The organism is Pseudomonas sp. BP6, assembly GCF_017875935.1.
In the GTDB taxonomy this organism is placed as follows: Bacteria; Pseudomonadota; Gammaproteobacteria; order Pseudomonadales; family Pseudomonadaceae; genus Aquipseudomonas; species Aquipseudomonas putida_Y.
Genome location: NZ_JAGINI010000001.1, coordinates 1,690,369 through 1,715,412 on the forward strand (window position 1 = coordinate 1,690,369; position 25,044 = coordinate 1,715,412).

38 protein-coding genes are annotated in these 25,044 nt (G+C 61.0%); all 38 read left to right on the plus strand.

The features are described from left to right. The first annotated feature begins 1 nt into the window (after position 1). The 38 genes from J3A98_RS07690 to J3A98_RS07875 all read left to right on the plus strand — a co-directional run bounded on the left by J3A98_RS07690 (position 2) and on the right by J3A98_RS07875 (position 25,033). Positions 2–313: a CII family transcriptional regulator gene (locus tag J3A98_RS07690; protein ID WP_209965088.1), complete on the plus strand. Its 312-nt coding sequence runs from the start codon at positions 2–4 to the stop codon at positions 311–313. Position 314: 1 nt separating this feature from the next. Continuing rightward, positions 315–1,298: a phage replication protein gene (locus tag J3A98_RS07695; RefSeq protein WP_209965090.1), complete on the plus strand. Its 984-nt coding sequence runs from the start codon at positions 315–317 to the stop codon at positions 1,296–1,298. After that, the gene (locus J3A98_RS07700) at positions 1,288–2,091 is read left to right on the plus strand and encodes a hypothetical protein (RefSeq protein ID WP_209965093.1); all 804 of its coding nucleotides are present in this window, start codon (positions 1,288–1,290) and stop codon (positions 2,089–2,091) included. Before J3A98_RS07695 ends, J3A98_RS07700 begins: the two co-directional genes overlap by 11 nt. Continuing rightward, on the plus strand, positions 2,091–2,294 hold the full coding sequence (locus tag J3A98_RS07705; protein ID WP_182337185.1) for a hypothetical protein: 204 nt from the start codon (positions 2,091–2,093) through the stop codon (positions 2,292–2,294). Before J3A98_RS07700 ends, J3A98_RS07705 begins: the two co-directional genes overlap by 1 nt. After that, a complete protein-coding gene (locus J3A98_RS07710) occupies positions 2,294–2,575 on the plus strand; it encodes a hypothetical protein (protein WP_209965097.1) in 282 nt (93 codons plus the stop codon). The genes J3A98_RS07705 and J3A98_RS07710 overlap by 1 nt, the downstream gene beginning before the upstream one ends. Next, entirely contained in the window at positions 2,572–2,745 is a 174-nt protein-coding gene (locus tag J3A98_RS07715; RefSeq protein WP_209965099.1) for a hypothetical protein, read from the plus strand. The genes J3A98_RS07710 and J3A98_RS07715 overlap by 4 nt, the downstream gene beginning before the upstream one ends. Next, positions 2,742–2,918 (plus strand): hypothetical protein, encoded by a 177-nt coding sequence (locus tag J3A98_RS07720; protein WP_209965101.1) that lies wholly within the window; start codon positions 2,742–2,744, stop codon positions 2,916–2,918. Before J3A98_RS07715 ends, J3A98_RS07720 begins: the two co-directional genes overlap by 4 nt. Beyond that, positions 2,911–3,378, plus strand: coding sequence for a recombination protein NinB (locus J3A98_RS07725; protein WP_209965103.1), 468 nt, complete (start codon positions 2,911–2,913; stop codon positions 3,376–3,378). The genes J3A98_RS07720 and J3A98_RS07725 overlap by 8 nt, the downstream gene beginning before the upstream one ends. Then, positions 3,375–3,674 (plus strand): helix-turn-helix domain-containing protein, encoded by a 300-nt coding sequence (locus tag J3A98_RS07730; protein ID WP_209965105.1) that lies wholly within the window; start codon positions 3,375–3,377, stop codon positions 3,672–3,674. The genes J3A98_RS07725 and J3A98_RS07730 overlap by 4 nt, the downstream gene beginning before the upstream one ends. Next, positions 3,665–4,261, plus strand: a complete 597-nt coding sequence (locus J3A98_RS07735; protein WP_209965107.1) for a recombination protein NinG — start codon at positions 3,665–3,667, stop codon at positions 4,259–4,261. The genes J3A98_RS07730 and J3A98_RS07735 overlap by 10 nt, the downstream gene beginning before the upstream one ends. Beyond that, complete coding sequence (locus J3A98_RS07740; RefSeq protein ID WP_209965110.1) at positions 4,258–4,407, plus strand: hypothetical protein; 150 nt, start codon at positions 4,258–4,260, stop codon at positions 4,405–4,407. The genes J3A98_RS07735 and J3A98_RS07740 overlap by 4 nt, the downstream gene beginning before the upstream one ends. Continuing rightward, positions 4,404–5,090 (plus strand): hypothetical protein, encoded by a 687-nt coding sequence (locus J3A98_RS07745; RefSeq protein ID WP_209965112.1) that lies wholly within the window; start codon positions 4,404–4,406, stop codon positions 5,088–5,090. Before J3A98_RS07740 ends, J3A98_RS07745 begins: the two co-directional genes overlap by 4 nt. Positions 5,091–5,221: 131 nt before the next feature. Then, complete coding sequence (locus J3A98_RS07750) at positions 5,222–5,485, plus strand: hypothetical protein (protein WP_209965113.1); 264 nt, start codon at positions 5,222–5,224, stop codon at positions 5,483–5,485. Between the two features lie 10 nt (positions 5,486–5,495). Next, entirely contained in the window at positions 5,496–5,885 is a 390-nt protein-coding gene (locus J3A98_RS07755; protein ID WP_064590629.1) for a putative holin, read from the plus strand. Further along, positions 5,882–6,199 (plus strand): phage holin family protein, encoded by a 318-nt coding sequence (locus J3A98_RS07760; RefSeq protein ID WP_064590627.1) that lies wholly within the window; start codon positions 5,882–5,884, stop codon positions 6,197–6,199. The genes J3A98_RS07755 and J3A98_RS07760 overlap by 4 nt, the downstream gene beginning before the upstream one ends. A gap of 40 nt (positions 6,200–6,239) precedes the next feature. Next, complete coding sequence (locus J3A98_RS07765) at positions 6,240–6,470, plus strand: hypothetical protein (protein WP_015269843.1); 231 nt, start codon at positions 6,240–6,242, stop codon at positions 6,468–6,470. Between the two features lie 47 nt (positions 6,471–6,517). Further along, a complete protein-coding gene (locus J3A98_RS07770) occupies positions 6,518–6,751 on the plus strand; it encodes a hypothetical protein (protein WP_209965115.1) in 234 nt (77 codons plus the stop codon). A 224-nt stretch (positions 6,752–6,975) separates the two neighbouring features. Next, positions 6,976–7,581, plus strand: coding sequence for a putative metallopeptidase (locus J3A98_RS07775; protein WP_209969762.1), 606 nt, complete (start codon positions 6,976–6,978; stop codon positions 7,579–7,581). Next, positions 7,581–8,102, plus strand: coding sequence for an NUMOD4 motif-containing HNH endonuclease (locus J3A98_RS07780; protein WP_209965117.1), 522 nt, complete (start codon positions 7,581–7,583; stop codon positions 8,100–8,102). The genes J3A98_RS07775 and J3A98_RS07780 overlap by 1 nt, the downstream gene beginning before the upstream one ends. A 110-nt stretch (positions 8,103–8,212) precedes the next feature. After that, the gene (locus tag J3A98_RS07785) at positions 8,213–8,734 is read left to right on the plus strand and encodes a DUF2280 domain-containing protein (protein WP_209965120.1); all 522 of its coding nucleotides are present in this window, start codon (positions 8,213–8,215) and stop codon (positions 8,732–8,734) included. Beyond that, entirely contained in the window at positions 8,709–9,989 is a 1,281-nt protein-coding gene (locus J3A98_RS07790; protein ID WP_209965123.1) for a terminase family protein, read from the plus strand. The genes J3A98_RS07785 and J3A98_RS07790 overlap by 26 nt, the downstream gene beginning before the upstream one ends. Then, positions 9,986–11,782, plus strand: a complete 1,797-nt coding sequence (locus J3A98_RS07795) for a phage portal protein (RefSeq protein ID WP_209965125.1) — start codon at positions 9,986–9,988, stop codon at positions 11,780–11,782. The genes J3A98_RS07790 and J3A98_RS07795 overlap by 4 nt, the downstream gene beginning before the upstream one ends. Positions 11,783–11,790: 8 nt before the next feature. Then, positions 11,791–12,924, plus strand: coding sequence for a DUF2213 domain-containing protein (locus J3A98_RS07800; protein WP_209965127.1), 1,134 nt, complete (start codon positions 11,791–11,793; stop codon positions 12,922–12,924). Positions 12,925–12,936: 12 nt separating this feature from the next. Next, positions 12,937–13,422 (plus strand): hypothetical protein, encoded by a 486-nt coding sequence (locus J3A98_RS07805; protein WP_209965130.1) that lies wholly within the window; start codon positions 12,937–12,939, stop codon positions 13,420–13,422. A gap of 18 nt (positions 13,423–13,440) precedes the next feature. After that, positions 13,441–14,400 (plus strand): DUF2184 domain-containing protein, encoded by a 960-nt coding sequence (locus J3A98_RS07810; RefSeq protein WP_209965133.1) that lies wholly within the window; start codon positions 13,441–13,443, stop codon positions 14,398–14,400. 12 nt (positions 14,401–14,412) lie between these two features. Next, a complete protein-coding gene (locus J3A98_RS07815) occupies positions 14,413–14,793 on the plus strand; it encodes a hypothetical protein (protein WP_209965135.1) in 381 nt (126 codons plus the stop codon). 42 nt (positions 14,794–14,835) lie between these two features. After that, a complete protein-coding gene (locus tag J3A98_RS07820) occupies positions 14,836–15,354 on the plus strand; it encodes a DnaT-like ssDNA-binding protein (protein WP_209965138.1) in 519 nt (172 codons plus the stop codon). Further along, positions 15,351–16,352, plus strand: a complete 1,002-nt coding sequence (locus J3A98_RS07825) for a phage minor head protein (protein WP_209965140.1) — start codon at positions 15,351–15,353, stop codon at positions 16,350–16,352. The genes J3A98_RS07820 and J3A98_RS07825 overlap by 4 nt, the downstream gene beginning before the upstream one ends. Position 16,353: 1 nt before the next feature. Next, entirely contained in the window at positions 16,354–16,737 is a 384-nt protein-coding gene (locus J3A98_RS07830; protein ID WP_209965143.1) for a hypothetical protein, read from the plus strand. Further along, a complete protein-coding gene (locus J3A98_RS07835; protein ID WP_209965144.1) occupies positions 16,737–17,156 on the plus strand; it encodes an HK97 gp10 family phage protein in 420 nt (139 codons plus the stop codon). The genes J3A98_RS07830 and J3A98_RS07835 overlap by 1 nt, the downstream gene beginning before the upstream one ends. Then, positions 17,153–17,566 (plus strand): phage tail terminator-like protein, encoded by a 414-nt coding sequence (locus J3A98_RS07840; RefSeq protein WP_209965146.1) that lies wholly within the window; start codon positions 17,153–17,155, stop codon positions 17,564–17,566. Before J3A98_RS07835 ends, J3A98_RS07840 begins: the two co-directional genes overlap by 4 nt. A gap of 121 nt (positions 17,567–17,687) precedes the next feature. Beyond that, positions 17,688–18,191: a KilA-N domain-containing protein gene (locus J3A98_RS07845; protein WP_209965148.1), complete on the plus strand. Its 504-nt coding sequence runs from the start codon at positions 17,688–17,690 to the stop codon at positions 18,189–18,191. A gap of 65 nt (positions 18,192–18,256) precedes the next feature. Next, positions 18,257–19,420 (plus strand): phage tail tube protein, encoded by a 1,164-nt coding sequence (locus J3A98_RS07850; RefSeq protein ID WP_209965151.1) that lies wholly within the window; start codon positions 18,257–18,259, stop codon positions 19,418–19,420. Between the two features lie 75 nt (positions 19,421–19,495). Beyond that, positions 19,496–19,969 carry a hypothetical protein gene (locus J3A98_RS07855; protein WP_209965153.1) on the plus strand — a complete coding sequence of 158 codons (474 nt, stop codon included), beginning with the start codon at positions 19,496–19,498 and terminating at the stop codon, positions 19,967–19,969. A gap of 17 nt (positions 19,970–19,986) precedes the next feature. Then, positions 19,987–20,226 (plus strand): hypothetical protein, encoded by a 240-nt coding sequence (locus J3A98_RS07860; protein ID WP_348635635.1) that lies wholly within the window; start codon positions 19,987–19,989, stop codon positions 20,224–20,226. Between the two features lie 10 nt (positions 20,227–20,236). Then, a complete protein-coding gene (locus tag J3A98_RS07865; RefSeq protein WP_209965156.1) occupies positions 20,237–20,419 on the plus strand; it encodes a hypothetical protein in 183 nt (60 codons plus the stop codon). A 125-nt stretch (positions 20,420–20,544) separates the two neighbouring features. Next, positions 20,545–21,318, plus strand: a complete 774-nt coding sequence (locus J3A98_RS07870; protein ID WP_209965158.1) for a hypothetical protein — start codon at positions 20,545–20,547, stop codon at positions 21,316–21,318. A 49-nt stretch (positions 21,319–21,367) separates the two neighbouring features. Continuing rightward, complete coding sequence (locus tag J3A98_RS07875) at positions 21,368–25,033, plus strand: phage tail length tape measure family protein (protein WP_209965161.1); 3,666 nt, start codon at positions 21,368–21,370, stop codon at positions 25,031–25,033. The last annotated feature ends 11 nt before the right edge of the window (positions 25,034–25,044 follow it).

Sequence of the window (25,044 nt, forward strand, 5' to 3'; positions counted from 1 at the left end):
CATGTCTGAGAGCCAATTAAGCCTCAGCGAAGGCGATATCGCCCGAGAGATCGAGACCCTGATCTTGCAGCGGGTTGCACAGGTCAGCCAAAAGCGCATTGCCCTGGAAACGGGTTGCAGTGAGTCGACGGTTTCCCGCTGGAATGACGGCGAGTACCAGCGCTGGGCGAAAGTCCTGGCCATGCTGGGGCTTCGGGTTGTTCCGCAGACTGCCGTGGTCGTAACCGCTGAGTACCTGTCCGCATTGGAAACCATGGCCAGGATCGGGCTGAAGGCTGAGAAGAAGCGGCCAGGCCCGCTGGGGTGGGACTGATATGCAATTTACCGTCACGATCAACCAGGCGAAGGCGCTCGACTGGGGGCTGAATGCCCAACAGGCTCTGCTGTTCGCGTTCGTCTACGAGTGCCCAAGCTGGGCCAAGTTGGTCAAGACGGACAAAGGCGATTTCTACGCTTTGAGCAAGTCGAAGATCGTCGAAGAGCTGCCGCTGCTCACCGACAAGCCGGACACTGCCTATCGCCTCCTGAAAGCGATTGCGGGTGCCGGCCTGATCAATCTCTCCAGCACCAACAACATCACGCTGGTGCAGCTCACTGCCAAGGGCAAGGAGTGGAACAAGAAACTGGACGGTTCGGAAAAATATCCGACCAAACAAGAGAGGGTCGGAAAAAAATCCGAGCCTGCACCTCGGAAAAAAATCCGATCAGGGTCGGAAAAATCTCCGAGCAAGGTCGGAAAAAAATCCGAGCCTGGGTCGGAAAAATCTCCGACAAATCAGGATACCAGTAATCAGGATACCAATCAGGGTACCAGTCACAGTGTGCAGGAAGCCCCGGCTGCGCCGTCGCAACCTGCCGCGCTGACGCTGGTTTCGTCCGCCGCGCCGCGCTGTGAAATCCCAGCCGACATGCCAGGCCCGAAAGACCCGTCCTGCAAAACCTTCAAGGCCTGGGCCAACTACGCCATGGCCTACCGAAGCCGCCACGGCGCATGGCCGGTGTGGAACGCCAAAGCAGGCGGGCAGATTGGTCAGCTGGTTGACCGCCTGGGTGTCGATGTTGCCCACCACGTCGCCGCCTACTTCGTCCGAATCAACGACAGCAAGCTGGTCAACCGCATGCACAGCCTTGGCGACCTGCTCCAGAACGCCGAGGCATACCACACCCAGTGGGTCACCAATCGCCAGATGACTGGCACCACTGCCCGCCAGATCGAGCAAACCCAAGCCAACTACAGCGCCGCCGAGCAAGCCCTGGAAGCGCTTCGAGCCAAGAGGGCTGCAACCCATGCTGAATGACACCCAGCAAGATCAATTGCTGCTGTCCCTGTTTGCCACTGCCGAGGTGATGGGCCAGCAACTCACCCAAGGCGCCGCGCTGCTGATGGTCGATGACCTGCGCGAGTACAGCGAATCCGTGCTGACCAATGCTCTACGCGCCTGCCGTCGTGAAGGTGGTCGCCTGACCGTGTCCGCGATCCTCAAGCATGCCCAGGCCGCTGATGGACACCCCGGCAAGGACGAGGCCTGGGCCATTGCCCTGTCGGCCAGCGACGAAAGCGAAACGGTGGTGATGACCGCCGAGATACGCCAGGCCATGACCGCGTCCTGCCCCGTGCTTGAGGCTGGCGACAAGGTGGGCGCACGTATGGCCTTCATGAGCGCCTACGAGCGGTTGGTCACCGCCGCCAGGGCTGACGCTCTTCCTGCCAAGTGGGAAGTCTCTCTTGGCTACGACCCGGCACGCCGCGTCACGGCTATCGAGTCTGCGGTCCGCTCGAAGCTGATCAGTCAGGAGGCGGGAGCCAAGCATCTGGCTCACCTGTGCATTGCCCCTCCCACTGAGGATGGCCGCGCCATCGCCGGCCTGATCACTGGTGAAGTGCGAGCCAAGGTCAGCCCCAAGGTCCGCGAAAAGCTGGCTGAGGTGCGCTGCATCCTCACAGCCGCCAAGGCCAAGAAGGACCGCGAGCGCTCCAAGGAATCCCAGCGCCGCCGGGTCGACACATACCTGCGCAAGCGGCAGACACGCGTCGCCATTGCTCAGTTGAACATCAAGCGCGCCGGGCAGCCGGCCGGGGAGGCTTTGTGATGGCCAAGGTTCTTGTAATTGCGTGGCTGGTGGGATGTGCGGCCTTTGTGATCGGGAAGTGGTGCATGTGGGTGACCGACCTGGTTGCTGACTGGCCAGTGAGTGGTTTTTGGTTCCTCGCTATCGGCCCCGGGCCTTTCATTTTGCTGATGGCGGTACTGATGGTCCGCTTCATTTCGCGCATCGAGAAGGAGAAGCACTGATGGACACCAACAAGATGATGCCCGAGGCGATGAAATCCGAGTTTGAAGCTGCCTTTCTCCAGGTGTTTGGTTTTGGGGCAGCTGAAGCGATAGCGGCCAAGGATGATACCGCTATGGCGATTATGGGAGCAGCCGCATGGGCCTGGCAGGCCTCCCGCGAGGCCGTGGTGGTGGAACTACCTAAGCCTCATTACGAGTTTGAAGGTGACCCCGCGCCAGAAATGTTCGCTTCGCAGGTTGTCGCCGCCATCGAGGCCCAAGGCCTGAAGGTGGCGCAATGATCGCCGCCTACTTCCTGATCGTTCTGTTCACTGCCGGCAAGGATTCGGCGATGACCTCCGTCCCGATGGATTCTGCCGAGGCTTGCCAGCAGGCCGCTGTGCAGGCCAAGGCCGACCTTGAGGGCGCATTCAGCATCGTTCGCACCAGCTGCGTAAGGGGCAAGCCATGACCATGAATAATTTCGCTCAACTCGTTGGCTACGCGGTCATGGGCGCCGGCGGCGCGATGCTGGCCATGTACGCGCTGTACCTGGCCTGGGCGATGTTTTGCGGAACTGCCAGCGGCTTCATCAGGGCGGCCAGGGTTATCAGGGCGGGATGCAAGGGGGTGAAGCGTGGCTGAAGCAATCGCAAAACCTCGCCACTTCTGGTCCTCGGGCCCGAGTCGTGTCCGTGACGTGTGTCGGCTGGCCTACCTGTTCGCCACCGAACTTGCCGTGGCTGGGGCCATCGAGATCATCGTCCGGCCGGTCAAGTCCCGCCGAACCCTGGAGCAGAACGCGAAGCTCTGGGCCATGTTGGCCGATATTGCCCACCAGGTTGAATGGCCGGTGAACGGTGTCATGCAGAAGCTCGATAGCGAGGACTGGAAGGCGCTGATGACCGCGGCAGCCCGCCAGGAGGTGCGCATGGCCTCTGGCATCAACGGCGGTGTCGTGATGCTGGGCGTCAGCACCCGGCGCATGTCCGTGGCTGAGCTGGGCGACGTGATCGAGTGCATGTACGTGTTCGGCTCCGAGCGCGGTGTGCGCTGGAGCGAGCCGAAAGGGCAGATGCCTGAGCAGTGGGAGGCGGCGGCATGAAGAGCCAGGAAGCAAATCTCAAGCGAAACAAGGACCAAGGCGTTTTCGCAGCGCCCGGCTGGCGAGGGCTGTATGGCCATGGCCTGACGCGGCGCGGGGTGCAGTGTGTGGTTCTTGCTGCAACAGGGAAGAGCGGCAAGCAGATCGCTCGCGAGCTCGGCATTTCGCCAGGAACGGTCAGCAGCAGGATGGTAGATGCCCGCCTGCATCTGAACGCCACAAACCGAACAGAGCTCGTCGCTAAGGCAGTCGCGGCCGGAATCATCTACGCATCGGAGGCCGAGCCATGCGCGTAGCTGAGATCAAACTGAAGAAGTGCAAGGCACCAGGTTGCAGCCAGCGCTTCAAGCCGACCATGACCACGCAGAAGGTGTGCAGCATCGCCTGTGCCAAGGCCATGGCCAAAGATCCGAAGCTACAGAAGGTTGCGGCCAAGGCTATCACCAAGCAGGCCCGCCAGGACCTGCAGGAGCGCCGGGAGAAGCTGAAGACGAAGGGTGACCACCTACGGGAGGCTCAACAGGCGTTCAACGCGTATATCCGCGAGCGGGACCGTTTGGCGGGGTATCGCTGCATCTCCAGCGGGCGGCCGCTCGACTGGAACGGCAACGCGGTCGACGCTGGCCACTATCGCAGCACCGGTGCCGCCCCGCACCTGCGCTTCGACGAGAACAACTGCCACGCCCAGTCGAAGCACGACAACCGATACCTATCCGGGAACGTAGCGGACTACCGGATCGGCCTCATCGAGCGCATCGGCCTGGAAGCTGTAGAGGCCCTGGAAAGGGACCAATCAGCCCGCCGCTACACCATCGAAGACCTGCAGGCCATCAAGGCCCTGTACAGGCAGAAGCTCAAAGACCTGAGGAGGGCTGCAGCATGACACCAGCATGGGGATTTCTGATTTTGGCCACCCTCATGGCGGTGGGTGGTGTGTCGCTGTCCTGGGCGGGCGCGGTGCGCCGCAAGCGCAGCTACGAAGAATTTCTGTTGAAGAAGAACAATCGAATCCAGGGGGAGCAACCATGAAAGTAATCAGCGCCCGCCAAGTTTGGCACGACGCACTGCACGAGAACCGCGCATCCGCCCTGGCCGTGGCCGCAGAGCAGGCAGCCCTGGGCAAGAAGGGTGGCTCCGCCGACGTGAAGATCATGGTCATGCTCGAGAACCACGACGGTCAGGAGGTCTGCAAAGTGTACGAGGTTCGCAAGGAAGGGGTGCAGGAAACCCGCCCGGGCCGACGCCTCACCAACGACCGCTGCGCCCACATGCTGACCGCCGGCCTGGTGCTTCAGGCCATCGACTCGCTGCCGAAGTCATTGCGCCACCTCGGGCACTTCCTGTACTCGCCCGTGGCTAGCGGTAACGACCTGAGCATCTCCCATGGCCTGGTATGGCTTGGAAGCGGCCTGGAAGCGCTCACAGACCGCAAGAAGCAGCGAGCCTACTGGATGGCCATGGCAGCGCTTCAGTCGCACAAAATCCTCGTCCACGGCGGCGAGGCGATGGGGCCGGGGGCGGTGTGCATGTTCGTCGAGGACCGGACTGGCGAGAAGATGAACCCTCAGAACTGGGCAAGGGATTGGCAGGAGGTATGGGATGCCCTCTGCAGCCAGGTGGACAAGCTCGACAAGCAGGCGCTCAAGCCTGTCGCCCGGGTGGTGGAAAGGCTCCGTGAACGCAATGACGAGACGCAGGAAATAGCCGCTTGACAGTTTGAGGAGTGTTTTGGCACTATTTCGCCATCGTCATAATTTCGCCTATGGCGAAAACATCCTGAACCCGGCCCAAAAAGCCGGGTTTTTTATTGCCCAAAGAGGCCCTCAACAGTCCCGGAGGCAGAATGTCCCGGTCAACGTGCTGGAGTCTCCTGGCCTTCGCCATGGCTCTTGCCAGCTACGCCATGCATCGCGACATCAGCGCGAACATCTTCCTCGGGTGCCTCTTCATCATCCAGGGCCTCAAAAGACCCGACGGCTCACCCCAAGAGCGCCGGGCACTCTTCCTGGCTGCAGCGCTCAGCGTTGGCATCCTCATCTTTGCGGTATGGGCACTTACCACGGGCGTGGACTTCCGCGGCCCTGCGCCATTCCGCTACAAGCACTAAGGGACTGAACATGGTCGATGCCGCTTCTGCAGCTGCCTGCACGGTTGTAGGGCTTGGCGGCATTGCCCTGGCAAGCTGCCTTCCCACGATTGATCTGAACGCTGTTGTCTGCGCCTTCGGTGGCGCACTGCTCTTCATCCTGTGGGCCAAGGACATCACCCTCTGGCAGCGTATGGGCTACCTGCTCGCCGGCTGGATCGGCGGGTACTACGGCTCTGCCGAGATCCTGGCCCAGGCCTGGACCAAAACCAGCGGCATTGCCGCATTCAGCTGTGGCCTCGCCACCGTCCTGGTGAGCATCAGCGTTCTGGAGTCGATCACCACCGGCAAACTGCCGAAGTGGGTAACCGAGCTGCCAGCAGCAATCGGCAGCCTGTTCCCCAAGCGAGGGGGCCAATGACCCTAGACCAAACCATCACCCTGGCGCACGCCGGGTTCTGCGGCGGGATCTGCTTTGTCATCGCATTCATGTACCGGAGGGGCGGGTCCAGCTACAAGTTCCTGCCCAGCCTGTGCGCCTTCTGCCTCGCCTCCCTGTTCGGCCAGGAGTGGCTGAGCATCATCGGTGCAATCCTGCTGTACGGGCAGTGGCCTGCTACATCACTCCCCAGCACCCTGATATTCGGGATCCTGTTCATCCTGGCGCTGCGCTCAAGGGGCAATGTGGCCCGGCTGTTCGATCAGTCCAGGCAAAGGCCGCGCGCCACAAAATAGACATGCGCCGTTTCGTGGCGCGACCACCAGAGGATCCACCATGGACAACCAGCACAAGAAGATCACCGGCTACCGCGACCTCACCCAAAGCGAGATTGACGGGATGAACTCGATCAAGGCCCTGGAGGCCGACGCCGGCGAGCTGTTTAAGCAGATCGGCCAGATCGAAGGCGTGGACCAACGTACCTTGGCCCTGGCCAAGACCAACCTGCAGCAGGGCTTCATGTGGTTTGTGCGCTCGATCGCCAAGCCGGCTGATCCGTTCGCCTGATTCACCTACCCATCACGCTCAGCCTGTGCGCAGGCCGGAGATATCCCATGAAGACCGAATACCAAGTTCGTCCCGTTACCCGCTACATCGTGAGCCGCTACGCCTCCGACGCTGATAGTGCTTCATCCTCGATGGTTGGAGAGTTTCCCAGCGGCCAGCAGGCCGACATGGTTGCTGACGCAATGGTGGCAAAGGATCAAGCTGATGGAGTCGAGTCCAGCCGCACCCGTCACGGGTTGAGCCTGGGCGAGGTTATCTCTGGCCGACGTATTGGAGTCTGACCTATGCCTGCGCCATCCAGCTTCCATCGCCACTCTGACGGACGCGGACTGCGCTGGGTGTTCGTCAACGGTCACAAGGTGGAGAACGTTCTCTGGTGCGATACCGCTGCCGGAGTGTGCGTGTATGCCCCGCGGCCTGTGAAGACGAAACGTCCGGCCCGCGAGGAGATCTACACCCGTAGGCTTCGCGGGGTAGTCACGGTGCAGCCGGCGTGAGCAGGCCAATGCCGCCGGCCGACCTGCTCGAATCGCCATTCCTCATCCTCACGCCTGCACCCGAAGTGTGGGAATGGATACAAGCCGAGATCCTCGCCACCACTGGCAGCATCCACAACGAAGAGCATGCCCATCTGATCGATGCGAGCATCGGCGTCATGTGGGCGTCATCCAGCTTCGCGAAGAAGGGAAGGTCAGTGCTGGGCCAGGCTGAGAAGCTGATGATCCGCGCGGGAGGCTGGCAGAAGGCGCGCCAAGAGCAGCAGATGCGTGACTGGTTCGGCGAAGAGCCGGAGTTCCTCATCACCCTGGCCGGCGACTACTGCGCCCAGTGCACCGAGGCTGAGTTCTGCGCCTTGGTCGAGCATGAGCTGTACCACATCGGCCAATCCGAGGACGAGCACGGTGCACCGAAGTTCACCCAGGAAGGGCTACCAAAGCTCTACCTGCGCGGACATGACGTCAGCGAGTTCGTCTCGATTGTCCAGCGTTATGGCGTAGGGCATCCAGAAGGCGACCTGGCTCGGATGGTTGAAGCTGCCAGGTCCCCACCATCCGTCAGCCGAGCGTCAATAGCCAATGCATGTGGTACATGCATGTTGAGGTCTGCGTAATGCTTGAACAATGGAAAACGATCGCTGCTTATCCAGACTACGCCATCAGCAACCATGGACGAGTGAAAAGGCTGACATCGAGGACCTGCGCCAAGGCCGGGTCAATCCTCAAGACCCCAGGCAGAAGCAAGTCTAGGCCTTACCTGAGTGTCGACCTCTGCTTCCCGGGAGGTAAGCGCACAGAGCTGGTTCATCGGCTTGTGGCAATTGCTTTCCTTGGTGAACCTCCATTTCCAGGGGCTGAGGTCAACCACATCGACGGCAACAAGGGCAATGCTTCTGTTACCAACCTGGAATGGATCACCTCATCTGCGAACCAGCAGCATGCATACGCGGCCGGACTTCAGAGCGCGAAGGGCGAACTGAACGGCCAGGCGAAACTGCGCGAAGTCGAAGTGCTGGAGATGCGCAGCCTGCACGCCTCTGGATCAGCCAGCGTTGAATGCCTTGCTGACCGATACGGGGTGCACAAGCGAACGGCGCTAGATGTCGTGAACAGGAAGTCCTGGGCGCATATCTGACGCTGCAAGCCGGCCGCCTGAGGTGGCCAAGATCAACATTTCGAGGGCCTGCGGAACCTGCCTGCTTAAGTCGGCTTGATATTTGACAGGCAATTGACGGAACCCAATCTATGGCAGCCCTGAGCAACGAGGTGAAGGCCTTCATCGTTCAGGCGCTGGCCTGCTTCGATACGCCATCGCAGGTGGCCGAGGCCGTCAACAAAGAATTCGGCATTGAGATCAGCCGCCAGACGGCGGAGAGTCACGACCCAACCAAGCGGCAGGGCAAGAACCTGGCCAAGCGCTGGGTAGTCCTGTTCGAGGACACCCGCAAGCGTTTCCGCGAGGAGACAGCTGATATCCCCATTGCCAACCGGGCCTATCGGCTCCGTGCGCTCGCCAGGATGGCCGAAAAGGTCGAAGGCATGCGCAACTACGGGCTGGCCCTGCAAATCCTTGAGCAGGCAGCCAAGGAGGTCGGGGATGCGTACGTCAACCGCAAGGTCGAGCCTGACAAGTCACTGGACGATGAGATCAAGCGGCTGAACATCCAGAAGCTTCAGCGCGAACTGGCAGATCCAGACAAGGATGTGCCAGAGCCCAAGCAAGTAATAATTGGGGTTGAAGATGCAAGCGACCCTGAAGCTGAATAAGCCCCAGTTCGATTTCATCAGCCACCCGAAGAAGTTCTCTGCGTTCGTGGGCGGCTACCGCAGCGGAAAGACGTTCGTCGGCTGCGTGAGGCTATGTATCAACGCGCTGGAGCACCCGCGAATCCCGCAGGGCTACTTCGCACCGACTTATCCGCACATCGCGGACATCTTCTACGACACCATTCCGGTCGTTGCTGAGGCGTTCGGCCTTGTGGCTGACATAGTGCCCAGTAACAAGCGCGTGCACCTCAGAGACCGGCGCGGGCGCCTGCTGTCCACCATCATCTGCAAGAGCATGGAGCATCCCCACAAGATCGTGGGCTTCAACATCGCTCATGCACTGGTGGATGAGATCGACTGCATGCCGATCAAGAAGGCCGACAGCGCCTGGAAGAAGATCATCGCGCGTATGTCGACGGTCTGGCCCAGCCGGGCCGAGAACACCATCGACGTGACCACCACGCCGGAGGGCTTCAACTGGGTCTATCGCAAGTTCGTCAAGGAGCTGGCCTCCGACCCGGCGCAGAAAGAGTTCTACGGAATCGTGCACGCTTCCACGCGGCAGAACGCCAAGAACCTGCCAAAGGACTACATCCCATCGCTGCGCAGGTCTTACCCGGCCAACCTGGTGGATGCCTACATCGACGGCCTGTTCGTCAACCTGACCTCTGGCAGCGTTTACCCGAACTTCTGCCGGCACAAGAACCACACCAACGCCACGATTCGGCCTGGTGAGCAACTCCATGTGGGTATGGACTTCAACATCAACCGGATGGCAGCGACGATTCACGTCATCCGTGACGGCCTGCCAATGCTACTGGAAGAGGCTACGAGCCTGTTCGACACGCCGGCGATGATCGCAGAACTGAAGCGGCGCTTCCCGGGGCACAGCATCACGGTGTACCCGGACGCCAGCGGGAAAAACCGCAAGAGCGTCAACGGGAGCGAGTCAGACCATACGCTGCTGAGGGCCGCTGGTTTCCCTGTGATGGTCAATCCATCCAACCCAGAGGTCCGGGATCGAGTCCTGGCCGTGAACGCCATGCTCTTGAACGGTGAGGGCCATAGGCGCTACCTGGTGAACACCGACAACTGCCCGGTCACCACCCAGGTGCTGGAGCAGCAGGCCTACACAGACAAAGGCGAACCAAACAAGGACGGCACTGAAGACCCGGTCGACGCACTGGGATACTTCATTGTCCAGCGCTTCCCGATTGCGGGCGGCTACACACTCGCAAACGTGAGCAACCAATGAGCGCATACACCTTCCTCAAGGACAGCCTGCAGAACCTTGTCGCTGGACTGGGTACTGCGCGCGACAAGGCATCCCACTCGCACTACGCGATTCCGGAGATGGACGACCTGCAGCTGCTGAACGCCTTTCGCGGTTCGTGGACTGCGCAGAAGGGCGTCAGCATCCCTGCCATTGATGCGTGTCGTAACTGGCGCAGCTGGCAGGCCAAGAACGAGCAGATCGAGCTCATCGAGGCCGAGGAAGAGCGGCTGAGCGTCAGGGGTAAGATCCTTGAGGCGCTGCTGAAGGCTCGCTTGTTCGGCGGTGCAGCTGTGTTCATCGGCACAGGTGATCGCGACACGGCCTCCGAGCTTAAGCCTGATCGGATCAGGCAGGGCGGCATCAAGTACCTGGCTGTGATGACCCGGCGTCAGCTCAGTGCCACGGAAATCGAGCAGGATCCGCAGAGCCCGCGCTACGGGAAGCCAAAGGCCTACCGCTTGCCTGGGTCGATGGTTGAGATTCACCCGTCTCGCCTGGTGATCTTTGTCGGCACGCCTCACCCAGACCCTGATCTGGCTGTAGGTACTGCATTCGGGTGGGGCGATTCGGTGCTGCTGGCTGCGCTGCCTGCCGTGCGTCGCTACGACGAGACCGTGGCCAACGTGGTCAGCCTTGTCTACGAGGCCAAGATTGACGTCATCAATATCCCGAACCTGATGACGAGCATGCAGGACAAGAATTACGAGCGGCAGCTGCTCGAGCGTCTGCGCCTGGCGGCCACGGCCAAGGGCATTAACGGCACGCTGATTCTGGATGGCCAAGAGACCCATACCTCCAAGTCGGCCAGCTTCAGCACGCTGCCTGATGTCATTGCCAAGACGGAACAGGGCGTGGCCGGGGCATTCGATGTTCCCATCACGCGCATGTTTGGCCAGCCATCGAGCGGCCTGGGCGCGAATGGTGAAGAGAACACCCGCAACTACTACGACAACGTCGCGTCCCGGCAAAAGCTGGACATCAAGCCGGCCATGGGCGTGCTGGATGAGTGCCTGATCCGCTCCGCGCTTGGTGACCGCCCGAAAGAGATTCACTACACCTGGGCACCACTCTGGCAGCCAACCGCCAAGGAGCGCGCCGACATCGGCAAGACCACGGCGGACACCATCAAGGTGCTCAAGGACTCTGGGCTGTTCCCGGACGATGCGCTATCGCAAGCGTCGGTAAACCTGCTGGTCGAGCAAAGCGTCATGCCTGGGCTTGAGGCGGCTATCAAGAAGTTCGGCGCCGAACTGCCGGACGAGGAAGATCCGGAGACCGACGATGAGGGTAACAAGACCCCGTCGCGCACTGCCTCTCTCGGTGACGCAGCCCCGCGGCCGCTGTACGTGCAGCGCAAGGTCACCAACGGCTCCGAGATCCTGGCATGGGCCAAGGCCCAGGGCTTCGAGTCCACGGTCCCGGCAGATGACCTGCACGTCACCATCGCATACAGCCGGCAGGCGCTGGACTGGATGAAGGTTGGTGGCGATTGGGGCAGCCGGCAGGACGGCGGATTGACCGTCGCCCCGGGCGGTGCGCGCCTAGTCGAGCCGCTGGGCGGTGAAGGCGCGGTCGTGCTGCTGTTCAATTCGTCCGAGCTGGCCTGGCGACACATGCAGATCCGGGAAGCCGGAGCCTCGTGGGATTACGAGGAGTACCAGCCTCACGTGACCATCACCTACGCCGCTGGCGACCTTGACCTTAGCAAGGTTGAGCCGTACCGCGGGAAGATCGAATTCGGGCCGGAAATCTTCGAAGACCTGCATCCCTGAGGTAAACCATGATCCTTCAAGACTCTGTCACCGCTTCCAATGTGCGGCGGACGGCGGACGGCTACCTGGTGGCCGAGGCCCGAGTCGCTCGCACCGGCATCCAGGACTACCTGGGCACCGAGATCGACCCGGACAACGAGCACGGCCTGCGCGACAAGCCGATCGTCAAGGTGTACCGGCCAGAGAGCTCGGTATTCCACAAGGACGCCATGCAGTCCTACGCCTACCGGCCCATGACCAACGGCCACCCGGGCGGCGAGGGCGTCAACGCCAAGAACTGGAAAGACCACGCAATCGGCCAGACCGGTGGTGAGGTCGTCCGCGATGGCGAGTTCGTCAAGGTGCCGCTGGTGCTGATGGACGCCAAGGCCATCGAAGACTACGAAGCCGGCAAGCGTGAGCTGTCCATGGGCTACGGCGCCGAAGTGGTGTTCCAGGACGGAAAGACCCCGGATGGCGAGCACTTCGACGTCTACCTCGGCCCCATGAAAATGAATCACCTGAGCCTGGAGCATCGCGCTCGGGGCGGCGAAAAGCTTCGCATCGGTGATAACGACCCCACACCCCCAAAAGGAGGCCATCAAATGGCTGATTCCCTGCGCACGGTCATTGTTGATGGCCTTTCCGTTCAAACCACCGACCAGGGCGCCCAGGCGATCGACAAGCTGACCAAGCAGCTGAACGACTCGGCGACCACCATTCAGCAGCTGAAGGATGCCCATGCGACCGCGCTGGCAGCCAAGGATGCAGACCTGGCCAAGAAGGATGCCGAGCTCGACGGCCTGAAGGCCAAGCAGCTCAGCGACGCCGACATCGACAAGCGTGTCCAGGCGCGTGCCGACCTGATCACCAAGGCCAAGTCCATCGCCGACGCCGACTACACCGGCAAGGGCGATGCCGAGATCCGCAAGGCCGTGGTCGTCGCCAAGCTGGGCGACGCCGCCATCGCTGGCAAGACCGAAGCGTACATCGACGCTCGCTTCGACCTGCTGGTCGAGGACGCCGCGAAGAACGCCTCGGGCGACCCGTTCCGTCAGCACATGATCCAGCAGGACAGCAAGACCACCGGCGACGACGCTGAAAAGGCGCGTCTGCAGATGATCGCTGACATGCAAACCGCCCACCGCCCGGCCCAGGCCTAAGGAGAACCAGCGATGGCTACCTACCAAACCACCTATACCAATGCCCCGGCCAAGGGCCTGGTCGGCCAGATCGCGAGCGAGGAGAAGTGCAACAAGATCTCCCGCACCGTAGAGAACGCTGAGGGCATCCGCTTCGGTGCCCCGGTCCAGCGCGGCTCCGGCGACCACGGCGTTGTTCCGCTGTCCGCCGGCGTGTTCATCGGCTTTGCGGTTCTGAATCCAGCCGTTCCGCCGGTTGCCCAGGGTTCGACTCTGGTTGACGGATACCCGCAGTACTTCACCGGCGCCTTCATGACCCAGGGCCCGATGAAGGTCCAGGCTGGCGGCGATGTCGTGGACGGCGGCGAGGTGTTCTACAACCCGACCACCCACCGCTACGTCGCTGCAACCGGCGCTGGCATCGTCGGCCCGCTGCCAGATGTCGTGTTCGACACCTCCGGCGCGAACGGCGACATCGTCGAAATCTCCATGGGCCTGCGCCCGATTGCTTACGCCTAAGGCCGAGGGAACTACAACATGACTCGCTTCGAAGACGCTCAGGCGGCGCTCCCGTTCGTTCTGGCCCAGGGCCGCAACATCGAGACCCGCGTCTACCAACGCCGCTACCCAGCCTTCAACTACGCCGCGCACGTGCCGGTCGTGACCGAAGGCCAGCCGTGGGCTATCGGCACCACTTTCTTCACCGTCGATACCGCCGGCGAGGCCAAGTTCCTCAGCGGCGCCGGTACCGACATGCCGTTCAACCAGGTGACCCGCGATCAGGCGTCGCACGACTTCGCCATGATCGGCTCCGGCTGGGAGTGGAACCTGGAAGAGATCAACCAGGCTGCCCTGTACGGCGTCAACCTGAACGACACCAAGGCCATGAGCGCCGCGGACAAGGTTGAGCGCCTGCTGAACGACATCGCGATGCGCGGCTCGACCGAGAAGAACTGGACCGGCCTGCTGAACAGCACCATCGTTTCCCGCACTGACGCGGCCGCTACCGGCACCGGCAGTTCGACTTTCTGGGCGAGCAAGACTGTTGACCAGATCCTGGCTGACATCAACGGCGTGCTGAGCAGCGTCCGCACCAACACCAGCGAGGTGGAATGGGCGGACACCCTGCGCATGCCGCCAGACGCCTTCCGTGACTTGGCCACCCGCCGCATGGGGGCTGGTGACGGCTTCATGACCGTGCTGGAGTTCATCCGCCGCAACAACATCTACACCGCCGAGACCGGCCAGGCGCTGGACATCCAGCCGCTGCGCGAGGCCCGCAACGCCTCCCAGGACGGCGGTGGTCGTTTGGTTGCTTACCGCAAGGACCCTGAGGTGGTTCGCTTCCACCTGCCGATGCCTCGCCGTGTACTGGCGCCGCGCCAGAAGTCCATCATGGGCTTCGAGACCGGCATCATCGCCCGCACTGGCGGTACCGAGATCCGCCTGCCAGGCGCTTTCGCGTACCTCGACGAAATCACCGCCCCGGCTGCCTGATAGGAGATCACCATGAAAGTGACCAACAACTCCAAGGCGCCGCAGGGTGTGCACACAGCCACTGGCGTGGTGTTCCTCACGCCAGGCGAGTCCCGCGAGGTCGATCTGACCGAGCAGGGCCACAAGCTGGCCTCCCGCCTGGACTTCCTGAAGGTCTCCGGCACTGCGCCGAAGGCCGACGATGGCGACAAGGAAGCGCTGTTCGCCAAGCTGAAGGCGCTGGGTATCGAGGCTGGCAAGAACTCCAGCCTGAAAACCCTGCAAGAGCGCCTGGTCGAGGCTGAAGCCAAGGCCAAGGAAGAGGCCATCGCCAAGCTCAAGGAAAAGGGCATTGATGTCGGCGACGACGTCACCCTGGAAGAGCTGCAGGCCGAACTGGCCAAGCAACCGTAACAACCCCGGGCGGTTCGCCGCCCACTTATTCGAGACATCCCGATGCCAGAATTCTACGGATCCGTCGCAGGCGCCGACGCCTACCACTCTGCCCGGGCGAATGTTGCCTGGGCCGGCAGTGACGAAGCGAAGCAGGCGGCGCTGATCAGGGCATCGGCCTACATCGACGGAAAGTACCAGCAGCAGAACAGCTGCGGTCGCTGGGATTCGATGTTCTCCGGCGTGAAGACCGGTGGCCGGGCGCAGGAGCTCCAGTGGCCCCGCACCGGCGCAACGGACAACGAAGGCGCGGCTATCCCGCCTGACGAGGTGCCAGCGGAGATTGAACGGGCCACCTACGAGGCGGCGCTGCGCGAACTGGTGAATCCTGGCAGCCTGAGCCCTGACTACGTGGCTGCCGAGGCCATCAAGCGCCAGAAGGTCGACGTGCTGGAGATCGAGTACCAGGCCTCGACTGATGGCGGCGTCCCGACGCGCCCGGTGTTGACCGTAGTGGATGAGTTGGTGGCACCGCTCCTGCGCAGTAACAGGCTGTGCGGTGTGGCGGTGTTTGTCGTATGAAGGCCTCCGAGGTAGAGGCTGAGACCGAGCGCCTTGAAATCGAGGTGCAGCAGGCCTACCTGGATCAGGTCGCGCAGACCGTGCGCTATGTGAGCATCAGCGAGCTTGAGCAGGCGGTCGAGGACAACGACGAAGACCGGATAGCCGAGATCCTGTCCCTCGGGCTATTCGCGCTGCTGGTCGAGCGTCTCCGTGCAGTGTATGCCCGGGGCGCAAGCAAGGAGCTGGTGGCGGTCATCATCCCAGGCGTACGCCGGGAGGTCGACATGGGCCATCCTGACGTTACCTCGTTCCTGGCCAACCAGGCCGACGCGCTGCGCGAGCAGGCTGCCCGCGAACAGGCTGAAGCTGTGCGGGTGGTGCTGTCCATGGGGCGTGACCGGGGCGATACGGCGCGCACCGCTGCGCTGAACCTGGCGGGCCGGATGAGCAAGCAGACTGGGCGGCGCACCGGCGGCGTAGTGGGCCTGAATGGGCCGGCTGCCGAGGCATCCCAGCGAGCGCGCGACCAATTGGCCAGTGGTGACCCTGTGCGCATGCGCGAGTACCTGACCCGGCTGCGTCGTGATCCAGCCTTTGATGCGGCAGTACGCGAGGCGATCGAGCAGAAGCGGCCGGTGCCGAAGGCGATCATCGATCGCGCTGCCTCAGCCTACGCCCAGCGCCTGCTTGGCACCTATGCCGAGGCGCTGGCCCAGACCAACACCGCCGAGGCCTACAACAAGGGCCGGGAGGAGGGCTGGAAGCAGCTCACTGCACGCAGTAACGGCGTGTACACCTTCGCCAAGACCTGGCGCTCCATGCGAGACAGCAAGGTCCGGCACACCCATGCAGCAATGAATGGGCTGGTGGTCATGGCCGATCAGCCGTTCACCTCTCCGAGCGGCGCAATGCTGATGTTCCCCTGCGACACCTCGCTTGGTGCTCCGCTCAATGAGCGCATCCGCTGCCGCTGCGTCGTCGAATACTCACTCAGGAAGACCAGCCAGGCGGTGTGACATGCCGATCAAGAGCACCATGCAGTCGTCGTTCGGGCGACTGTTCGATACAGCATTCGCTGAGGCGGTGCGCGACTTCACCGGCACCTACCCGGGCGAAGGCGTCTTGGATCCGGTAGAGGAGGTGACCACCGCCCAGCCGGTCACCTACACCGGCCGCGGCGTGCTGAGCCGCTACAAGAAGGACCAGGTAGACGGAATCAACATCCTGGCCACCGATGTTCGACTGATTGCTCTGGTGAACGAAGTGACTGACAAGCCGGCGCCCGAGCACATCGTCACCGCGCCGGACCTCATCACCGGCCAGCCCAAGCAGTACCGGGTTATGGAAGCCACCACCGACCCGGTTGGCGTGCACTACCAGATTCAGCTGAGGGCGACCTGATGGCCGGCTGGTCGCTGTCGCCCGTGCTGTTCGCCGACCAGATCGAGGAAGACCTGGTGGAGATGCAGCGCAGCATCGTCATCGAGCTGGTGGACGAGATCACTATCCATGCGCCGATCGACAGCGGCAACTACATGGCCAACAACATCGTGTCGATAGGCGCCGAGGACTACAGCGTCAACACCAGGCTCGACATCCTCGGCACCGAAACCAGAAGCGCAGCCCGTGCCGCGCTGACCGATCTGAAGCCTTTCAGCACGGTCTTCGTGCAGAACAACAGCGTGTACGGCGAGATCATCGAGTTCGGCGGCTATCCAAGCGGCCCAAGCGTAAAGATCACGCCTGACGGATACAGCCGCATGGCGCCCAAGGGTGTGTACGAGATTTCCTTTATCGCTGTGACCGAGAAGCTGATATGACCGTACCCTTCGAGACAGTCCGCAAGACGCTCACGGCCCGCATGGCGTCGTTCACTGGCATCGAGCAGGCGCGTATTGAGTATGCGAACGCGCCGCAGCCGGGTGGCGGGGTATTCAAGCCTCCCGCCACCGGTGTCTGGTGTGCGTTCGAGATCCAATACGCCACCGCTGGGTTCGCGGGTATGGCGGACAAGCCGCACTACCGCCGGCCTGGCCAAGTGGTGATTCAGTGCTTCTGCCGGATGGCTGTCGGCCTGTCGGACATCAACAAGCTGGCCGACGCTCTGTCGGACCACTTCCAGTCCTGGCAGGACGGCCATATCGAGTGCCTTGAGGCATCCCCGATCGTGGTAGGCGACTTCGAGAGCTACTACCAGATCAACGTGAACGTCCGGTTCCGCGCCGGCTGACCAATTTCTGCCGCAAGGCAACCAAACACGCAGCCTAGGCCCGTACAGCCGAAAGGTGGATGTTCGTTCATCCGTCCGCCCCGGCTGCGTCTCTATTCGCCTGATGAACGAGGTGTCACAGATGATCGAGAGCAACGTCATTCCGTTTCACTACCAAGGTCAGGCAGTTCGCTTCAACAGCGAGGGCTGGATCAATGCCACCGATGTGGCAAAGCGCTTCGGTAAGCGCCCAGTCGATTGGCTAAAGCAGGATGAAACCAAGCAGTACATGGGTGTTCTAGCCGAGGCTCTTAATTGTGATCCTGAGTCACTTTTAGAAACGCGTCGGGGTCGCTACCAGAGCGGTACATGGCTGCATCCGAAGCTAGGCGTTGCCTTTGCTCGATGGCTCGACCTCAAGTTCGCTGTATGGGCCGACCTGCACATTGATGCCTTGCTGCGCGGTGAGCTGAACGAGAAGCAGCAATTTGACCGCGCTTGCCGTGCCCTTGATGACGCGAAGGCTGTTGCAAGCCTGAGCGGCCGTGAATTGGCTCGCTGGCGGAACAAGAAGCCAGGCCTAGAGCACCAGGTCGAATACTGGCGTGACCAACTGCAAATGACCCTGGGCTTCGAAGCAGCCTGAGGTTACCAATCCAGAAGTCCCGCCTTGAGCGGGTTTTTTTATGCCCGCAGAAAGGAGACATGCGCATGTCCTCTGGCGCCCGCGTCACCAGTTACCTCATTCCCGAGGTCACCCCCGGCATCACCCCGACCACAGGCAACTGGGATACCCTGCGCCTGACCAGCAACACCCTGTCGCCGACCGTGAACACGCAGGTCAGCGACGAAATCACCGAATCGCGCATCAGCCAAGGTTCGGTGGTCTCCAGTACCGATATCCAAGGTGATCTGGTAGGCGAACTGTCCTACAGCACCTTCGACAAGTTGCTGGAAGCGGCCTTCTACGGAACCTGGGACGATGACGTCCTGACCGTAGGCAGCACGCGCCGGACCTTCACCGTCGCGAAGAACTTCAACGACGTGAACGTTTACGCCCTGTTCAAGGGTATGCACGTCTCGGTCTTCGCCCTGGATATCCCGTCTGACGGGAAGATCACTGCCACCTTCACCATGGCCGGCCTGGACTATGCCGATGGCGACACCAATACCGTGGCGTCCATCAGCCCGCCGACCACCACGCCGTTCATGAGCAATCAGAACGTCGGCTCCATCACGGTGGATGGCCAGAGCCTGGAGGGTCAGGCGTGTGTGTCTGCTCTGACCGTCAACCTCGACAACAGCCTGCAGGCGCAGCGCTGCATCGGTAACGGCAAGCTTGGGCCTGGCGCACAGATCGCCACCGAGGCGGCGATCACCGGCTCCATCACCCTGGCCTGGTCACCGCTGGCTTGGCAGATCTGGAAGAACACCTTCACTCGGAAAACCGTAGCGGTTGAATTTCCGATCATCGACAGCCTGGGCAACCGCTATGACCTGTCGTTCCCGGCGCTGGAGGTCGACGGCGACCTGCCGAGCGGCGGCAAGCGCGAACTGATCGAGGTCACGCTGAACTACACCGTGGCCAAGCAGGCGCCGACCATTACCCGAGTTCCGTTCGTGCCAGTCACCAGCGTGTCGGTAACCCCGACCACTGCTTCGATTGCCGTTGCAGCGACTCGCCAGCTGGCCGCTTCCGCGCTTCCATCAGGCGCATCCCAGAGCGTCACCTGGAGCAGCTCGGCGCCGTCGATTGCCACGGTCAACTCGACAGGCCTGGTCACCGGCGTTGCCGAGGGCTCGGCCGTCATCACCGCCACCAGCGTGTCGGACCCGACCAAGACCGCCACCTCGGCGATCACGGTCACAGCGTAACCAGAATCACCTTTGGCCGTCCCGGGATAACGCCGCCCGGGCCGGCCCTTTTATGGCGTGGCGTGAGGAAGATTCATGGCTCTCAAGCTGAAAAAGATCGACACCACCAAGAACGCTGAGGCGCGCTGGGAAGAGTTCGATGCCGATACCAAGATTCTGCTGATGCCGCTGGACAACCAGCAGTACCAGATCGCCCTGGAGCGCATGCGCCGCCGCCTGGCCCGCAACGATGCCCAGTTCGGCCAGGAGGCGGTGGGCGTGATCGAGGGCGAAAAGACCGAGCACGATAACCACTGCCTGCTCCTGGCGTCCTTCATCGTCCAAGACTGGCAAGGTGCCCAGGACGAGAACGGCAAGCCCCTGGCCTACAGCGAAAACACCTGCGCCGAGATGCTGCGTGGTGATTCCGAGTTCTTCTACTTCGTCCTGCGCCGCGCCGCGGCCATTGCCGCCGACAACCGGGCAGAGCAGGACGAGATCAAGGGAAAGCAGTCGCCCGCTTCGAATGGGAGCGGGAGTGGGGCCAGCGAACCGCAAAGCGAAGCCTGATCTACCAGAAGCTGCGCATTGCGGTGCCGGATGAGCCTGAACTGGATGTGATCACTGGCAGCCTGCTGAACGTGTTCCGAAATGCGGCACGCGGCCGGCGCTACCTGGTTGGTGCAGCAGCAGTTCAGCCGTTGAGGCTATCTGCCCGCGAGATCACTGACTGGCTTGAGGCTCACCCGCTGCCGCTGCCCAGGCGGCTCGTCGACGAGGTGATATTCGCCTTGGACGAGGCCGCACTGGCAGAAGAAGAGGATTAACGGAGGAGCCATGGCAGAACAGCAGGGCCTGACTGGCGATCAAGCGGCGCAAGACGATATCCCGCTTTCGCCCGAGGCAATGATCGAGGAAAAGCGCAAGGCCGATGAGCTGCTTGAGCGCCGGCTGTCCCGGCTTGAAGAGGCTGCTGGGCTGTCGAAGCTGAACTCCGATGATGGTAGATTGCTGCCATAAATATGGAGAGGGTTCATTCAATGCTCAGGGCGGCAATACTCCTTTCGTGCGTTTTCCCGATTTCAGCAAATGCTGGATGGGAGCGCTCAGAAATCAATGATGAAATGCGATCGACTAGTACGACCATGTACAGGCAGGGTGCAGTACCCATCGGTGGCGGTGGCCCTACACTGAATCTGATCATTTTTGATAAGGGTGACGGAGCACCCTCGGCAATGCTCGGGCTTGCCGGTGCGTCAGTTGAAGGATGTCCGAAAAAGGATATGGCAACCTGTGATGTTCCTGTCAGATTTGATGTTGGCGCTGTAAATGAGGTTCCGTTCGGTACTAGAGACTCGCGAAACCTTGTCCCTGAGCTATCAGTTGCATTTGTCGGTTCAATTCTTGGTTCCAAAGTAATGTATGTAGAGCTCCCAGTTTTAGGGATAAAGCATCAATACAAATATGATCTTTCTGAACTGCCTGTAAAGTATGACCCGAACCCGAAAATATCGATTCTTGGGTTTGAGCTAGGTAAATCTTATCCCGTAAGAGACCTAGACATACCAGTAACAAGGGAGGTCGGGGATCACGTTTGCTATGCAGGGAAAAGCGCAAAGAACGCGCTTGGTGACGCTCCTGCAGCAAAGGTGAACCTGTGCTTCTACAGGGGCGTCTTCTATCAGGCCATAGTGACACCTGGATCTAAAGGTTCTTACGACGCAGGGTTTAGATACTTCAACAGCAAGTTTGGTCAACCGGATCGTGACGGTCTAATGCCAAGCTGGCCGAAAACAGAAAAAGTCATCAGCAAATTTGTAGTCACCGCGTCGTACTTCGAACTGAAAAAAAATGACTACACAAGAGAGTTCATCGTGACAGACGAGGCATGGAGATTACTTATCCCCAAGCTTGAGTAGATGCAAGAAAAGCCGCCGAAAGGCGGTTTTTTTTATTCCGGAGAGTGACATGGCTTTGAAATCTAGGCTTGAGCTGGAGGTTGATGGCAGAAGCGCTGAGCAACAAGTCAACAGCGTCAGGGCAGCGCTTGAGGCTTTGGAGCAGGTCGGTGTTAGAGCAAATTCCACGCTGCGAAAATCGGGTGGCGAGTACTCTAATCTGGCCATGTCTCTGGCCAAGGTGCAGGCCGCGAATGACAAGACCACTTCAGCCAGCGATTCTGCAGCAAAAAGCGCTGAAGCCGCAGCTAAAGCGGCTGCAGCTCAGCGAAAAGAACTGGACAGCCTGCTGGGCAAGATCGAGCCTCTGACAAAGAAGCTCAACGACCTTGCTGCTCAAGAATTGGCGCTTGTCAAAGCCAGGGATTCCGGTCAGATCAACCAGGCGGCCTACGAATCTTACAATAGGAAATTGCAGGAATCACTGAATGCGCTTGCGGGCGTATCAAATGCTCAAAAGGTAGTTGGCGAAACAGCCGAACAGGCCAGGGCGAGAATCCTGGCGATTGCCGAAGCGTCGGTAAAGGCAGCCCAAGAACAGCGCAACTTAGCAAGCGTGGCCACCGGGCTGTCTGAAGCTGAGCAGGGGCTGCTTTCTGGGACAATGGTTCTGGCCGCAAACCAAGGCAAACTTGCTGACTCCAGCATGAAAGTTGCCGAGGCGAACCGCCAAGCACAAGTGAGCACGGCTGCGCACGCCGCAGAACTTCAGGAGTTGCTGGCCAGCATTGACCCTACTACCAAGGCGCTGAATCGGCTCGACGAGCAGGAGCGCAAGCTGGCTCAGCAGAAGAAAAGAGGCGCTCTTGATGCAGAGACCTTCAGTCTGTATCAAACAAAGATTGACCAGGCCCGCGCGGCCCTCACGGGGTTCGATCAATCTCTGAGCCGTACCGGGAACACTGCGAAGCAGAATGCCGCGGCGCTCAGAATGTTGCCGGCGCAGTTCAGCGACGTTGTGATCAGCTTGCAGGCCGGACAGTCGCCGCTGACAGTGTTTTTGCAGCAAGGTTCGCAGATCAAGGATTCGTTTGGCGGGATGGGCCAGGCTGCCAGAGCAACAAGCAGCTATATCCTTGGGCTGGTCAACCCGTTCACGGTAGCAGCAGCGGCCGCGGCGGTTCTTGCGCTGGCCTACAAGCAAGGAAGCGATGAGGCAACAGCGTTCAACGCTTCCCTCGCCATGACCGGCAATACGGCCGGCACGACTACCGAGCAACTTGCCGGGATGGCCCAGCAGGTTTCTGCAACCGGCGGCACAGTGGGTAAAGCCGCGGCCGTATTGGCCCAACTTGCTGCCTCGACCCGCATATCGGTTTCGTCGTTTGAGTCGATCACCAGGGCGGCTATCGACTTCGAGTCAGCTACGGGCCAGGCCGCAGAGGAGACTGTCAAGAACTTCGAGAAGATCGCCAAAGATCCAGTGGCCGAGATCCTGAAGCTCAACGAGTCGATGAATTTCCTTACGACTTCGACCTACGCGCAGATCAAGGCACTGCAGGAGCAGGGGAAAACCCAGGAAGCCGCGCAACTTGCTAACGATGCTTATGAGCAGGGCCTGAGCAGGACCTCGAAAGGCGTCCGGGAGAACCTCGGTTATATCGAGGCGAGCTGGAAAGCAGTAACCGGAGCCGCCAAGGCGGCTTGGGACGCTGCTCTCAATGTCGGACGCGAGAAGACTCTTGACGAAAAGCTCAAAGAATTGCGCGCCCAGCTTGACGCTATTGCCGAAAGCGAGTCACTCAGAAGTAAGCGGAATCCCCAGGGAAGGCAGGCCGATCCATTCGCGAACCTAACCCCGAACGACGATTATCGGAAGCAGTCCCTTCAGGCTGAAGAAACTCAGTTGCTGATACAGAAGGCTGAGAATGACAGGCGGGCAATGGCCCAAGGATTTGCCAAGCAACAGCAACAACAAGCGCTGGACGATCAAGTCGCATTGGATAGGCTTCGCAAGGAGACCGAGGACAACGCCACCAAGCGCGCCCGCGAGCTTGGTGAATACCGACTATTGGTCGAGCGCAGGGTTGCGCAGGCTCGTGCTTCTGGCGACAAGTCGCTGCTTATCTCCGCCGAGCAACAAGCCAAAGATATCGCGGCGATCAACGAGAAATACAAAGACCCAAGGACGCCAAAAGGTCCGCAGTACAGAGAGGACGCCGGCCAGCGCATGCTGGATGACGCCCGGCAGCGGTATGCCGTGCTGCAGCAACAGAGCCGCGTAATTGCCGGCGAGGTCGACCAGACCCAGAAGCTGGGCACTGAGGCGCGCAAGCTGATCGAGCTCGAAACCGAGATCGCCAACCTCAAGGAGAAAAAGACCCTCACCACGTCGCAGAAGCAGGTTCTGGCGATGGCTGAGCTGAACCTGGCGCAACAGAAACAGAATGCTGAACTGGAGAAGGCCAACCAGCTGACCCAGGCGCGACTTGAGAACGAGGCAAAGCTGAAGGCTTTCAGGGAGAACCTGCAGTCGCAGCTTGAGCTTTCGAGAGAGGGGCAGGCGGTAGAGTTGGCTGGTGCAGGGCAAAGCGACCGCCTGCGTCGACGCCTGCAGGACGATCTGAAGATCCGCCAGGACTATCAGAAGCAACTGGACAAGCTGACCCGCGACTACAACAAGATCAAGAACCCCACCGCTGAGGACACCGACCTCTACAAGGGCGAGACCGAGGCGCTGCGTGCGGCGTTGGCCACGCGCATGGTTGATCAGCAGAACTACTACGCAGCGCAGGATGCAATGCGTGGTGAGTGGCTGATCGGTGTGTCGGAGTCCTGGCAGAACTACGTCGATCTCGCCACCAACTACAACGAGCAGGCCAGGGACGCGACCGAGTCGATTCTGGGTGACGCCACCTCGTCGATTTCCGGCAGCATCCAAGGGCTGGTCAAGGGCACGGAAAGCCTCAGTGATGCCTTCGGCAATCTTGCCGGAGACATTGCCAACTCGATGCTCAGCGCTTTCTCGGAAATCACAGCTCGCTTCCTTGTCATGCAGGCCCTCAAGCTTGCAGGGATCGAAGCTGAGGCAACTGAGACGGTCGCGGCGGAAGGCGTCAAGACCACGGCCAAGCTGACCACGGACGCTGTCACGACAGCCAGTAGCCTGTCGTCGATCGGCACTGTCCTGACCGCCAACCTGGCTGCAGCAGCTGAGACGCTGGCGTCTTGGGCTCCGGCTGCGCTCACGGCATCGATTGGTACCTTCGGCGCCGCGGCTGTTGTGGGCGGCAGCGCGTTGGTTGCGGCGTATGCCCTGCTCAAAGGCTTCTCCGAGGGCGGCTACACCGGTGCGGGCGGTAAGTATGAGCCGGCCGGCGTGGTGCACAAAGGTGAAGTGGTCTGGTCCCAGGCTGACATCCGCCGCTTTGGCGGTGTCTCTGCAGTCGAGGCGCTGCGTACCGGCAACGTCACGCCCATCACCTCGGCGCGCATGGCCGGCGGATCTCAATCCGGGACCGCCAACGCAGCTGGGATGCAGCAAAACATCAACGTCCACAACTACACCAACAGCCAGGTAGAGACACGCCAACGCTCGAACGGAGATACGGACATCATCATCAGAGCTGCCGTTAAGGGGGCTGTCGAAGAGGTGGCAAACCAGTTCGCGACAGGATATGGCGATGTCGTGGATGCCTATGATGGCGCATACGGGGCTCGGCGAACCGGCAGCTAATACACAAATCA